The organism is Methanosarcina barkeri 3 (genome assembly GCF_000970305.1).
GTDB classification, from domain to species: domain Archaea; phylum Halobacteriota; class Methanosarcinia; order Methanosarcinales; family Methanosarcinaceae; genus Methanosarcina; species Methanosarcina barkeri_A.
The window spans coordinates 1,896,317-1,909,897 of record NZ_CP009517.1 but is presented as its reverse complement, the minus strand read 5'-3'; the positions used below and the strand labels follow the sequence as shown (position 1 = coordinate 1,909,897).

Annotated in this window: 9 protein-coding genes and 1 tRNA gene; 2 read left to right on the top strand and 8 right to left on the bottom strand. The window is 43.5% G+C overall.

Going from position 1 to position 13,581, the window contains the following annotated elements; all coding sequences use genetic code 11:
* Nucleotides 1-6: 6 nt before the first annotated feature.
* From MSBR3_RS07685 to MSBR3_RS07665, 5 genes are all read right to left on the bottom strand, one after another.
* Nucleotides 7-2,649 carry a DNA-directed RNA polymerase subunit A' gene (locus MSBR3_RS07685; protein ID WP_048107403.1) on the bottom strand — a complete coding sequence of 881 codons (2,643 nt, stop codon included), beginning with the start codon at nt 2,647-2,649 and terminating at the stop codon, nt 7-9.
* A gap of 12 nt (nt 2,650-2,661) precedes the next feature.
* Nucleotides 2,662-4,476: a DNA-directed RNA polymerase subunit B gene (gene rpoB / locus MSBR3_RS07680; protein WP_048107402.1), complete on the bottom strand. Its 1,815-nt coding sequence runs from the start codon at nt 4,474-4,476 to the stop codon at nt 2,662-2,664.
* Nucleotides 4,477-4,490: 14 nt separating this feature from the next.
* On the bottom strand, nt 4,491-6,086 hold the full coding sequence (locus MSBR3_RS07675; RefSeq protein WP_048107401.1) for a DNA-directed RNA polymerase subunit B'': 1,596 nt from the start codon (nt 6,084-6,086) through the stop codon (nt 4,491-4,493).
* A 210-nt stretch (nt 6,087-6,296) separates the two neighbouring features.
* On the bottom strand, nt 6,297-6,533 hold the full coding sequence (locus MSBR3_RS07670; protein WP_048110179.1) for a DNA-directed RNA polymerase subunit H: 237 nt from the start codon (nt 6,531-6,533) through the stop codon (nt 6,297-6,299).
* A 94-nt stretch (nt 6,534-6,627) separates the two neighbouring features.
* A tRNA-Lys gene (locus MSBR3_RS07665) sits at nt 6,628-6,701 on the bottom strand.
* Between the two features lie 685 nt (nt 6,702-7,386).
* Between MSBR3_RS07665 and MSBR3_RS07660 the strand changes: the two genes are divergently transcribed.
* Nucleotides 7,387-8,229 carry a pyrroline-5-carboxylate reductase family protein gene (locus MSBR3_RS07660; RefSeq protein WP_048107400.1) on the top strand — a complete coding sequence of 281 codons (843 nt, stop codon included), beginning with the start codon at nt 7,387-7,389 and terminating at the stop codon, nt 8,227-8,229.
* Between the two features lie 364 nt (nt 8,230-8,593).
* On the opposite strand, the gene MSBR3_RS07650 is transcribed toward MSBR3_RS07660, so the two are convergent.
* From MSBR3_RS07650 to MSBR3_RS07640, 3 genes are all read right to left on the bottom strand, one after another.
* Nucleotides 8,594-9,163: a DJ-1/PfpI family protein gene (locus tag MSBR3_RS07650; RefSeq protein ID WP_048107398.1), complete on the bottom strand. Its 570-nt coding sequence runs from the start codon at nt 9,161-9,163 to the stop codon at nt 8,594-8,596.
* 255 nt (nt 9,164-9,418) lie between these two features.
* Nucleotides 9,419-10,192, bottom strand: a complete 774-nt coding sequence (locus MSBR3_RS07645; RefSeq protein ID WP_048107397.1) for a UPF0280 family protein — start codon at nt 10,190-10,192, stop codon at nt 9,419-9,421.
* 114 nt (nt 10,193-10,306) lie between these two features.
* A complete protein-coding gene (locus MSBR3_RS07640) occupies nt 10,307-12,295 on the bottom strand; it encodes a DUF460 domain-containing protein (protein ID WP_048107396.1) in 1,989 nt (662 codons plus the stop codon).
* Nucleotides 12,296-13,096: 801 nt separating this feature from the next.
* On the opposite strand from MSBR3_RS07640, the gene MSBR3_RS07635 reads away from it, so the two are divergent.
* Nucleotides 13,097-13,459 (top strand): hypothetical protein, encoded by a 363-nt coding sequence (locus tag MSBR3_RS07635; protein WP_196297029.1) that lies wholly within the window; start codon nt 13,097-13,099, stop codon nt 13,457-13,459.
* The last annotated feature ends 122 nt before the right edge of the window (nt 13,460-13,581 follow it).

Sequence of the window (13,581 nt, the reverse complement as noted above, 5' to 3'; positions counted from 1 at the left end):
TACTCATCAGGCCACCTCCCGCTTTGCTACGGAATCGACAATCCTGTGGATCGTATCCGGTTTACTGAAGTCGCTCTTTGTGGGGTTAATTCCGTCTTCTCCAAATTTGAACTGTACAAGCACCCCTCTGGTATCCCTGACTGTAAGGTCATACTGGACTTCCAGATCCTGTAGAGCATTAACAAGCCTTCTCTGCAGGTACCCTGATTGTGAAGTCCTGACTGCAGTGTCCACAAGACCTTCCCTACCACCGATTGCATGGAAGAAATATTCAGTTGGGTTAAGTCCGCTCTTGTAGCTTGCCTTTACGAATCCGTGGGCATCCGAACCAAGATCTCCTTTCTGGAAATGGGGGAGTGTCCTGCCTGCATATCCTCTGCGGATACGTTCTCCACGCACGGCCTGCTGTCCAACACAGGCTGCCATCTGAGTAAGGTTCAGGATGGAACCTCTGGCTCCTGAACGAGCCATGATAACTGCCGGGTTTTCAAGCCCCATATGGCTGTCTGCTATGTTACCGGTCTCGTCTCTGGCCTTTCCGAGCTTCTGCATAATGCTCATTTCAATTGTCTCATCAAGGGTTCTTCCAGGAAGAGGTTCAAGCTCCTTATTCTGGTAAGACTTGATGAGGTTTTGCACAGCATCTTCAGCTTTATTGAGAACTTCATTGATCTGAATCCTTGCTTCTTTCGGAATATCTTCATCAGCTATTCCGAAACTCAGGCCTGTCCGCATGATCGCCCTAACTGCGAGCATGGTCATATTGTCTATAAAACGAGATCCGGCTTCAGGGCCTATTTCCTTGATAATACGGTCCTGAACTTTTCCTTTGAATGCTCCGATAGCTGCCTCATCTATTGTACCTGCAATAAGTTCTCCGTCCCGGATTACCACATAGGCATCGTTCGGACATTCCTCTTTCTTACAGGTATCGCAGTGCGAGCAGACCTGGGCTGCGAACTGTGCATTAAGATTTTTAGGCAAAATCTGGCTGAAGATTTGTTTTCCTGTCCAGTAAGGCTTTCCGTCGGAATCGTACCCTGCAGGGGAAGGCAACTCCTTAATATCACTTTTCCGGAGCATATCGTAGGCATCATTGGCTAAGATATGATTCTCAAAACGTGTCAGCAGGAAAAGCCCTGAAATATGGTCATGGATCCCACCTATAATAGGACCTCCGAAACGCGGGGAAAGAATATTTTCCTGAACCTGCATCAGGACTTTTGCCTCAGCCCTGGACTCTTCGGTCTGAAGGGCATGCATGTTCATCTCGTCCCCATCAAAGTCAGCGTTATATGGAGGGCATACGGCAGGGTTCAGCCTGAAGGTCTTATTCGGAAGTACTTTCACGGAATGAGCCATAATACTCATCTTGTGTAGAGATGGCTGCCTGTTAAAAAGTACAATATCTCCGTCCTTTAACTGGCGTTCCACTACCCATCCGAATTCCAGCTTTTCTGCAAGGTCGTCTTTGTTTACATTTGTAACTTTTATACGTCTGCCGTCAGGACGCAGTACGTAATTTGCACCGGGGTGCACATCCTCTCCGTTACGCACGTAGACCTTAAGCTGTTCTATATTCCTTGGTGTTACTACTGAGGGCATTGTCAGGGTCCGTGCAATAGGCATTGGAACCCCGACCTCGTTAATGCTCAGGTTCGGATCCGGAGAGATTACCGTACGTGCAGAGAAGTTAACACGCTTACCTGACAGACTTCCTCTGAAACGTCCTTCTTTACCCTTCAAACGCTGGGATAGAGTCTTTAAGGGCCTTCCTGACCTGTGTCTTGCAGGAGGTATTCCTGAGACTGAATTGTCAAAGAAGGTTGTAACGTGATACTGAAGGAGCTCCCAGAGGTCCTCAATAATAAGCTGAGGAGCGCCAGCTTCCCTGTTTTCCTGGAAGCGCTGGTTAATTCTGATAATATCTACGAGTTTATGGGTCAGGTCGTCTTCACTGCGCTGCCCGGATTCAAGGGTAATCGAAGGACGAACCGTAACAGGAGGTACGGGTAGAACCGTAAGGATCATCCATTCAGGCCTTGCGTTCTTTGGGTCCATTCCGATAACCCGAATATCGTCATCAGGGACATTCTCAAAACGATCCCTTATCTCGGTAGGTGTTAATTTCTCCCCGTTTTCGAGATATTCGCTGGGTTTTTCAAATTTAATTTCCAGCTGTTCCTCATTGCAGTAGGGACAGGTCTTTACTTTACTGGCCTCTTTATAAACCTCGTTAATCAGGTCATCAGGCATATGTCCGATTTCCTCAATGCCTGTAAGCTGGTCCAGAAAGTGCTGTTTCTGTGCAGGGTCAAGCAAGAGCCTGCTGCATTTCCTGCAGGTTGCCCTGAGTAGTTTTCGGATTACTTTATTAAAACCAACATGAACTACCGGAGCTACAAGCTCAATATGCCCGAAGTGTCCGGGACACTCGCCTGCTCTCCCTGAACAGGTCTTGCAGCGAAGACCGGGGTCAATGACTCCGAGTCTTGTGTCCATAAGTCCCATGTCAATTGGAAACCCGTCATCATCGTAAGTATCGGCTGTGATGATCGGGGTCGAACTCATTTTACGGATCTCTTTCGGAGACAGTAGTCCGAATTTAATAGAAGCAATTCTTTTCGGAATAGGAGGTACATTTGCCATATCTGCCTCACCTCATACCGCATCTTCAAGTTTAAGCCTGGGAGCAACTCCCAGAGATTTGATTTCGTCCAGCAGCAACTTGAATGCATAGCTCATCTCAACAGGATATATATCCGTGTCAGCTCCGCAGGTTGAGCAAAAAGCGACATTCCGCTGCTTGTCATATGTTGCAATCATTCCGCAGTGAGAACAGACAAGTTCCACAACCTTGTCCGACTCATCGAGCAGCCTTTCTTTTAGCGACATGGCAGCTCCGTGCCCTACCAGCACATCACGTTCCATTTCTCCGAATCTGAGACCACCTTCTCTGGCTCGGCCTTCGGTTGGCTGGCGGGTAAGTACCTGTACAGGTCCGCGAGACCGCGCATGCATCTTTGAAGTAACCATATGGTGCAGTTTCTGGTAGAGAATAACCCCAACAAAGACATCTGCAGGAATCATTTTGCCGGTTGCTCCATCGTAGAAAATTTCTTTTCCGGTATGGGCAAACCCATGCTTTTTCAGGGCTTCTCTGAGGTCTTCTTCGTTTTCTCCGGAGAAAGCTGTTGCATTGACTCTTCTGCCTTCCATGGAACCTACTTTTCCGCCAATCATTTCCAGAACGTGCCCGACTGTCATACGGGAAGGAATTGCATGTGGGTTAATCATCAGATCCGGGGTCAGGCCGGCTTCCGTAAACGGCATATCTGCAATCGGGACTTTCAGGCCGATAACTCCTTTTTGCCCGTGCCTTGAAGCGAATTTGTCCCCAATATCAGGAATTCTTTCGTCCCTTACCTTTACTTTCGCAAGCCGGGTACCGTTAATGGATTCGGTCAGGATAACCGTGTCAACAATTCCGGTTTCATTTGACCGCATTGTTACCGAGCTTTCTCTCCTCTGCTCGACTGCAATTCCGAAGTCCGACGGTTCTTCAAGGAACCTTGGTGGACTGGTTTTTCCGATAAGTACGTCGTTGGGACCAACCGGAGTTTCGGGGTTTACAAGTCCGTCCGTATCCAGGTTTGCATAGGCTTCTGCACTGCGTGCTCCACGGAATTCGGAGTCAGGAATCTCAAACTTATCTTCCTGGCCACCTGGATACCTTCGTTCTTCTCCTTCGAAGGTTCTGAGGAAGTGACTTCTCCCAAGACCTCTTTCAATTGAGCCTTTATTGAAAATCAGGGCGTCTTCAATGTTATACCCTTCATAGGACAGGATTGCGACAACGAAGTTCTGGCCTGCAGGTCTGTCGTCAAAACCTATTGCTTGCGAGGTTCTTGTCTTGGTCATTGCCCTCTGAGGATAGTGGAGCACATGTGCTCGTGTATCAGGTCTGAGCTTCTGGTTTGCAGTTGCAACTCCGATACACTGCTTAATCATGGCTGCGCCCATGGTATTACGCGGAGAGGCATTATGCTCAGGATAAGGAACCATTCCGGTAGAGATTCCGAGAATAAGTTCAGGATCAATCTCCATGTGAGTGTGATCTGGAGTAAGGTCAGCCTCATAGAGTCCGATATAGGCATTTTCCTCTTCTTCGGCATCAAGATACTCTATACAGCCTTCTTTTACCAGGTCATCAAAGTTGATTTCTTTGTTCCTAATTTTCTCGACATGCTCTTCAGTTACCCTGGGAAGTCCGTTCTCCACAACTAAAAGTGGTCTTCTTGCTCTTCCCATATCGGAGTTTATAATTACTTCTCTTGTGTTGTTGTTAAGAGCGACATTAACCTGTCTGGATATGAACCCCTGCCGCCTCATCCTTCTTAGCTCGTCTACAAGCTCAGAAGGGTTATCATGGGTCCCGACAAGCTCCCCGTTTATGAATACTTTTGCTTTAGTCATCTGGCATCGACCCCTCAATCACCGAACATTGATCCGGCATCGTCCATGTCTGAATAATCGTAAAACTCTTCATCTTTGTATTTGCTTTCGGTTTCCGAAGGCTCTTCATATTCTTCAATAATCTCTTCTCCGAATTCATCAAGTAAGGTTTCTCTCACTTTGGCCGGGACTTCAGGTACCTTTACAACCACACGTTCGACGTTTAAGTCGTGGAGGATTTTCTTTATCCCTTCGGTATCTTCTATACCTGTTGAAAGTTCAACCATCTCGGCAAAATTTTTCACCAGGCCACAGTTTGGGCCTTCAGGAGTTTCCGATGGACAGAGCCTTCCCCATTGAGTTGCGTGCAGGTCTCTGGCCTCAAAGTGAGGCTGGGCTCGTGAAAGGGGTGAAATTACCCGGCGCAGATGGGAAAGAGTAGAGATGTAGTCGTTTCTGTCAAGGAGCTGAGACACACCTGTTCTTCCTCCAACCCAGTTTCCGGTTGCCAGAGGGTGTTGCAAGCGGTCAGTCAGTACGTCAGCCCTGACTATTGTAGCAACGTTAAGTTCTCGATTTCTCATGTTTGCGCGTTCGAGCTGGTATTTTATGTCTCTTGCAAGTCTGTTGAATGATACCCTGAAGAGATCTTCCATCAAGTCTCCTGCAAGTTTCAGCCTTTTATTTGCATAGTGGTCTTTGTCGTCTTCCGAACGCTTGCCAAGGGCCAGTTCGAAACATGACTCAGCCATTCTTGCCAGGAAGTGAGCTTTGGAGATCCTGTCTCTCATGTCATTTCCAAGATGGGGGAAGAGGTACCTGTCAATAACATAGTTTGCTCTTTTTATCTGGTATTCTTTAGCCTGACCTGCAGCAACCCTGGCCCCGATTTTCTCGATTGCTTCTTCCTGGGTTTCGACTTCGGCTTCCTCAAGGTTCTCCAGCATGAATTTAATAATTTCGGGATCACTTGAAACTGCATTTACAATGTCTTCGTCAGTTACGATCCCAAGGGCTCTCATAAGGGTAATAAAGAACACGCGGCCTGAAATCGAAGGGAAGGAAACTTCGAGCAGGGATTTTCTTCCTCTTTCTACGATTACAAGGGCTCTGTATCCGCGTTTTTGTGAGAAAACCTTCGCAACCTCTATAGTGTCACCGTACCTTTCCCCATATTCTACAAGAATTTTGTTAGGAGCGAGGTCTTCAAGGGTCATAACCACTCTTTCGGTGCCGCCTATAATGAAATATCCCCCGGGATCAAGCGGGTCTTCACCATAACGGATTTTTTCAGTCTCGCTAAGCCCTGGAAGGTTACAGATCTTGGATTTGATCATGATGGGAAGCTGTCCTATTTTTGCTTCCATTACTTCGGACTCAACTCCGTCCTTTACCACGCTCATTTCGAGGTATAGAGGACCTGAGTACGAGAGGTTCCTGAGCCTCGCTTCGTTGGGATAAAGTTTTTCGATTGCCCCGTCGGCTTCCTTTACCACAGGATGTTCTACCCTTATCTTGCCTAGTTTGAGGTAGGTATCCTCGATATCGGTTTCTATTATTCTCTGTTCATCTATGATTTTTTGCAGCCCGTAATCTATAAACTTGTTAAATGAGTCTATATGGTGCTGCACTATCTTGTCCCGTGTAAAATAAGCCTGCGCCAGTATACTTGTTTCTAATGCGATGATAGCACCCTCTTTGCTTTATTAGAATGAAAATCAAGAGATTCTGATCCTTGGATCGATGTGCAACTGTTGAGTTTTGCCATACGATAGTGCTGGAATTCAAAAAGGCATTCCGTGAAGAAAATATGGTCGTGAAAGCGGTTTACTCCCCTCCGCTTACTCGATCACAAGTCTATAATACTCTGCCTCCCCTGCAGTTTGACTTTTTCTTGTGATTTTCACTACGTCTCCGGCAACAGCTCCGATTTCTTTACAAACAGGATCTTGCACTTTGATTTTCGGAAGTTGCTCCTTTTCAATGGAATACTTGCTTAAAACAGACTTTAACTCGCCTTCAGGCATGATTTCATGTTTAGGGACCGACTCATGGTCGAGCAGGCTGAATTTTGTCAAATCCTTTCCTCCAAAAACAAAGTATTCAAAAAATTTATCAAACTTATCTTTCTCGTGGATGGCCTTTCCACCGGATGTATTATATAGAACATAGCGGGCCCGTAGGGATTTGAACCCTAGGCCGACTGGTTAAAAGCCAGTCGCTCTGCCTGACTGAGCTACGGGCCCAGTTACTTTTCTTCCTTCACTTTACTTTTTACACGGTGATTCTCTTACGCTGCCCTGCTGCCCCGCTGCCTCAGGGAGCACCTTTCACACCAGTGCAACCCTCTAATTCCAGCTATTCTATAAATAGTTTATGGTGAGAATATATTTTCTTCCGTAATTCCTATATATTTAGGGTAAAATTATTTCTTCCGTGGCGAATTTCAACCGAATTTTTTCCAATTTTGCCGGAAAAATATATGTACGAGAATTTTCAACTTTTTAAAAGTAAGGCCAAGAATTTAATTTATTTCTCTTATTTCCGGGTAACTTGAGACTTTTGCCCCGATTATTAATAATATGTCTTAATTTCCCGACAGTCACCCTCTCCAAAAGTAAAGTATCAAAACTAATCAAACTTAATCTAAACTAATCAAACTTAATCTAAATTTCTAAGTTTAAACGTTTCTAAAAAATGTACTCAGGATAAATCCGAACTCCACTCCTCCACTCCTCTTTAAGAGCAAAAATGGATTTAAGTCACTGAATAAGCCTGGAGAATTTAAATAAAGGATCATGTATATTCTCAGGAGATATGTATCTTTTTCAATTAGCTTCAAGCTTATTAGTTTTTCAGCTCCAGCAGACTATGCAGAACACGACATGTTAATTCTTACTTCTCAGATACGTATTAAAGGAGATTATCTGTATGGTACTGAAAAGTAATGATCTTCTAGCCAATGAGACAATAGGCATAATTGGAGCCGGATTTCTTGGAAGAACCCTTGCGGAGACATTTATCGAACATGGATTTCCCAAAGAAAAGCTTATGATTTCTTATGGAGGAAAGCCTTCAACTTTTGAAAGCATAAAAAAAGCAGGTTTAATCGGAAACATTACAGATAACAAGGTCATATGCCAGAAATCAACAATTATATTTATTGCCATTAAACCTCAGTCCCTTAAGGAGCTTAAGGACCTTCCTTTTACAAATAATTCCCTTGTGGTCTCCTGCATGGCTGGCATTTCGCTAGCTTCAATGGAAGGAGCATTAGGCATTAATGTATTCAGGATAATGACAAGTGGACCGGATACAATAAAAAGGAAGAAAGGTATTGTAGCAGTTTACCCTCAAAATGACACTTTAATAAATATCCTTTCATTTTTGAGTTTAAAGGTTCATGAATTGCAAGATGAGGAAAGTATACATGTTTTTACAGTGGGAGTATGTCTTCCAGCAGCTCTTCTTATTGCAAATAAAAAAGGGCTAAATATCGAAAATTCGATAGAAATAATTGGAAACGAATATTCTGATTTTAGAGAGATTTATAACTGGGCTAAAGATGTTCTACCTGTTTTTGATTCTGAGAGGTCCCAGATGAGTTATATAGAGCATATGAGTACAAAGGGCGGGATAACGGAAGCAATAGTTAATAGCTTAAACTCTGGAGACACATTTTTGGACTCATTAAGAAAGGGTATTGCAAAGAGCAAAGAAATTTCTACCTTTGCCAGGTTTGCATCAACTGGTGACGATAAGAATAATGATTAAGAGTGTCCGAAAAGTCAAAGAGAACTGTAAAAATACAAAGTCTGTAAAAGTCTATAATATTGAGTATAATATTGAGTACAATATTGAGTACAATATTGAGTATAATATTGAGTATAATATTGAGTATCTTAATATTGAATACCTGCTCAAGTTATTTAAACTACCCTTGTCAAGGTATAGTTAATCTCTAATTTTATGATAGGCTCTAAGTCTATGGAGGCATTTGACTTCTAAGTCCCTGAATATGTTTGACTCGATATTCAGATAGGGTCAAAATTCATGTGAACTTTTAGTCTTGCTTTATCGGATTTGAGGATGGAATTTGGATAAATCCGTCCTGCAAAGAAACTCCTGCATGCTTTCCTTAAATGCTTATATTTGCACCGAGCAATTCAACAAAAGCTCTTAACCAGGCTGGGTGATTTGGCCATGCTTGAGCTGTTACCAGGTTTTTGTCTGTAACTACAGGTTTCGATTCCCAATCAGCACCGGTTAACCTGCATTCCGGAGCACATGCCGGGTATGATGTTACCTTGTAGCCTTCCAGGACTTTAGCCGCTGCCAAAAGCTGCAGTCCGTGGCAAATGACTGCTACAGGCTTGCCAGCCTCAAAGAAATCCTGTACAAGTTTAATTGTCTCATCATACATACGGATGTATTCAGGGGCTCTTCCACCCGGAACGACCAGACCTGCATAATCATCCGCATTTACTTCAGCTACGGAAACATCTACCTGGATACGATGCCCAGGGAGCTCGATATAGGTATCGAGCGTGGTGAAGTCGTGCACTACCAGTTGCAACATATCCCCAATTTTTTTGTTTGGTGCCGCTATATCTACCTGGTAGCCCAGCATCTGGAGTGACTGTTGGGGTACTTTCACCTCATAGTCCTCGGCACAATCGCCTGTTAAGATCAGGATTTTCTTGGACATTTATTTTCCTCCCTGTGGTTTTAGCAATTGCAAGTCGTCTAACTATATTTTTTCCAGGATGACCGACTCAGTTCAAAATCAGTTCCGGAAGTAGCTCTAAAATCATTTGTCTAATCTGTAATTGTGTTACGTGGTTATGTTGCGAAATACATATTAATATTTCTCTAAAAGACACAATTTCTAAATATAATACCAGTTAAATATTAGAAGAATGTCAGTTATAAAAAGAGAACACCAGATATCAATTCCTGACAATCACGCTTTGGTTATATACTCATACCTGACATCTGCCCTTGTAATCTTTGGTACCTGTCCCCACATACCAATATATTCTCCCTGGATTACAAGTGCCCCTTTTATTCCTGGAATTTCCTTCACGGTTTTAAAAGAAGCCTCTACAGATTTCTTTCCTATACCTACTTCGTTTCCAAGAGCCGTTGCAGCTGCATCCGCCAGAGAAACGTCGTCCGAAAATATTGCAGCTGCATCCGCTATTCCGAAGCTGATTGAAGGGCCAACTGTCCCTGCTGAGGTGCATACACCTGTAATCGAGTCTCTGGGTTCGAATACCAGTCCCAGGTTTTTAATTGGAGACTGTCCTGCATAGATCCCAACCACAACAGGTCTGTCATTGATGAGTGCGATATCTCCGCCGTTGTCAACAATAGCATATTTTGCTCCTGCTTTAACCATTGCTTCCACTGCAAGAGCCGAAATTGTGCCTGCAACCGCACTCATTGGCCCTATGCCCATAGTGTTTCCTGCTTTTACCATCCTTTTTACAATTTCAGGAGCATTTTCCGGACATTCGTAAGGTTCGAGAGTGAGCTGAAAATAAGAGTCCGAAAGAATGTAAGTCTCAAGAGCTGCCCTATGAATGTGAATTGCTTCTTTTGCAGCTTCAATATGTTCCTGCTTGTCGGCTGCAATGGTAACTATAGTTTCCTTAAGCTGGAAATGTTCTTTAATCGGAGATCTGACTGTTTTTTTATCAGGTTTTTTAGCAGGTTCTTTTATGGTATCTGGCATATTGATTCAGATAGGATTTATTGCTTAAAAAAGAGGTGCTCCCGAGTTACCTCCCTGGGGGAGGAAGTGATATGCAAGCAAGACTGAGGCAGACATGAAATTTTAAGGACTTTTTTAAACCAGGCCCCTGCGTCTTTCACTCCTATATTCATCAAAGAGGCTCTGCAGTTCGTCCTCCTTGGCTTTGTGGCGTTTTTCATCGGCTTCTTTTTCCCAGGTTGCAATTGCAGCTTTAAGAGTTTCCGGTTCGGCCATTGCAAAGTCTTCAGCTCTTTCAAGTGGAATATTCTTTAAGACCGGTACATCGCCTTTGAAAAAGGTTTCCTCGGCTGCGTGCGAAATATCCTCAGGGATGAGTACGGCACAGACTCCGGCTTCCACAAGGATCTGAGCGGTTGCAGTTCCGCCTCCGCTTGGATTTTCAAGGAAAACTACATCGCCTGTCTTAAGTCCGTATTTTTCCTTTGTTTCGGCAATGGACTCCTTCGTAAAAGCAGCAATAACTTTGACAGCCGTACCTTCGCCACGGACCTCCATTTTCTGAATTTTACGCAGCTTGTTGCTTCTGCGCCGGAGCTCCTTTACGGTTTTGTTTTTATGGCTGACTTCTTTCTTCAGGCTTTCAATTGTTTCGTCCCTGATTTTAATTTCTTTTGATTTTCGGATTTCGCTGTAAGCTTCCTTTTTGAAACTGTTCAGTCTTGACTCAAGCTTTGAGATTTTCCTGTCTTTTGCAAGCAGTTCTTTCTTCAGTTCCTCGAGATATTCCTGAAGGTTCTGGATCTGCTCGCTCTGCCTCTGAACCGTTTCTCTTACTTTTAGGAGAGACTCGTCAACTGCTCTGTCTTCCGGCTTTTCAGCGTGTTCTCTTTGCCTCGATTTTTCAGGCTCAGCTGAAGCCCGAACTTTTTCGATTGCAGCTTCTATTGAAGCTCCACGAATTACATGAAGCTTTATCAATTCAAGATCGGCATTCTGCGGAGCTTTCTTTTCAATCCTGGTAAATATATTCTTATAACTCCGGTAAGTGAGAAGAGCCGCAGTTAGTGCATCCCTTTCGTGGTCATTGGAGTAACCGAAAGTCTTTCCAAGCGCTATTTTTTCCTCGGCAGAAACCTCAATTCCTGGACTTGCAGGTACGGCATTGAAGCTTCTTCGAATTTTCTCGACCGAGCCAGGCATTGGAGTCACGTCGCTGGCAATAACTGCAGGTTTTCCGTATTCGGCAATAAGTTTGACCACTTCGTCAGGAGCCATTCCCCTGGAGCTTTTCAAGTAAAGAAGTTCTCCTTCAAGAGAGAGAATTGCTATTCCCACGGTTGTTCCGGGATCGATTCCCACGATTGTGAACTTACGTCTCGGGTTCTTCGGTTTAAGGGGAACATATCGAATTTTATCGCGTTCAACACTTCTTACGCTTACCTGAGCGTCGTTACTTGCCATTGGATGTATTGGTACCTCTCCACGCTTTGCATAGACAGTGAACTCAGACCTGACATAGCCTCCGAAACCTTTTACATTTACGGCTTCGAATCTGATGCCTTTTTCCCGAGAAAGGTCTTTCAGGGTATTCTCAATTTCCCTGCTCCTTTGCAGCACAGCTCCATGTACCTTCCTGCGGTATCGGTTCTGGCTCCAACCTCCTCTTCCCAGGGAACGGGCTCTACTGACTTTAATTTTTGTAATATCTTCAAAAAGGGAAACCTCATGTCCAACCCCCATATCTGCAAGGCGGGCACATGTTTCGGCTTCATCGTTCGGGTTTTCGGGATCAAAAGAGAGCCCATGTTTCCGTGCTAGTCTTACAAGCGGTTCGGGATGCAGCCCACCTGTGACCTGAACGAGTTTAACACCTTCAGGCAGTTTTTCCATAAGAGAAAGGAGCTCACTTCGGTCGGCTGCAAGCTCGAAAATATTATCAACAGCTATTATCTCCGGCCTTTCTCGCTGGATCATATTAAAGATTTTCTGGCGACGGAGCATACTTTGATGAAGAACTTCCCCGTCCTTAAGGATAGCAAGTGCGTACCTGGGAAGTTCCCTTGCCCTGGGAGAACCCCGAGCAATATCAATTCCATATATAATCCTTTTTTGCATGAGCATCTATATTTTATTTTTTATGGAATATATATTTAACTGCATCTGTTTTACTATTTAAAACTATTTATAATATAGCTTCTTGAGTTGTTTGTCAGATATTTCAGGAAAGACAGGCATAGTCTGGATGACGGGCATAGTCCAAAGACATGCAGAGTCCAGATGCAGGCATAGTCCGGATAGGCCTTCGAGCTAGTATCCGAATTGTTACAGGTTTGAAGAATCCGTGATTTAGCTGTTATTTCACAGCGTACTCCATTTAAAACTTCAGTTTACTGGTTGCAGTACTCTTTGCTTTTTTGATTTCTTTTTACTAAATTTCCACTTGCTACTATATTCTCTAATTTTTTAATTTGTGCACAGTAAAACGGTCTCCTGGTAATACCATCTGTTGATACAGATCGCCTTTGTATGGCATTTACTTTATTAAAAATTATCACGTTTAAAATTTGCAGATTTGATTACAAAAACAGCATCTAAAGACTCAAAATGATCGAAAGCACCTGTTAAGCTCTTATGTACTGAATTCCGAAAACGATTGAATTAATTTGGGAAATACTGTCAAAAGTATCATATACGGGGACTATAAATATAACAGTTAGTAAGTATTGAGAGTACTTTACACATCTTTCGGGGTTTGTTTTAAGAATCTTTCTCTTGATACATGCAGATTCTCGAGAATAAACTAAAAATTGTAGCGCAGTGAGTGCGAAAATACCATAGTATATGTAATATAATAAATTTGATAGTATAATCTAATTTGAGGTGTAATAAATGTTGAAAAATCGGCTTATAATAGCAGGTTTAGTGATATGTTTAGTCCTGGCAGCGATGCCAGCGGTCTTGAGTGCTGCATCTTCTCAAAGTCAGGAAATATCTCTCTCAGGCGGTCAGCAATCAACAGCCCCAGTCACATTGGGAAAAACAATGTCTACAACAGCTGTGACCAATAACATAGCAACCAAGTACTGGGTTGAACTGAAGGCCTATCCTTCTTCCAATACAAGATCTCTTTGGCTCTATGCAGGTAATGGCTGGAGGTACTTATCCAACCCATCCGAAAATATTGAAACCTCCGTACAAAATGCATTTGCTAACCCTGACATCTTCCAGGTTAAGGTCTGGTACTCTGGACAGAAAATTGTCGGATTAACAGTAGTAACTAAATAATTATGACTAATAATTCTAACTACACAATTATAACTACACAATTGTAAGCGAGATACGTTTTAAATTGAACCGAAAAATAAACTTAAAGTCTGTTTGCAGATCGTGACTCTGCATATTTCTTC

Excerpts from the sequence above, each read along its gene's own strand:
- rpoB (WP_048107402.1), bottom strand. The coding sequence starts at position 4,476 with ATGACTAAAGCAAAAGTATTCATAAACGGGGAGCTTGTCGGGACCCAT.
- MSBR3_RS07645 (WP_048107397.1), bottom strand. The coding sequence starts at position 10,192 with ATGCCAGATACCATAAAAGAACCTGCTAAAAAACCTGATAAAAAAACA.
- MSBR3_RS07650 (WP_048107398.1), bottom strand. The coding sequence starts at position 9,163 with ATGTCCAAGAAAATCCTGATCTTAACAGGCGATTGTGCCGAGGACTAT.
- MSBR3_RS07660 (WP_048107400.1), top strand. The coding sequence starts at position 7,387 with ATGGTACTGAAAAGTAATGATCTTCTAGCCAATGAGACAATAGGCATA.
- MSBR3_RS07640 (WP_048107396.1), bottom strand. The coding sequence starts at position 12,295 with ATGCTCATGCAAAAAAGGATTATATATGGAATTGATATTGCTCGGGGT.
- MSBR3_RS07685 (WP_048107403.1), bottom strand. The coding sequence starts at position 2,649 with ATGGCAAATGTACCTCCTATTCCGAAAAGAATTGCTTCTATTAAATTC.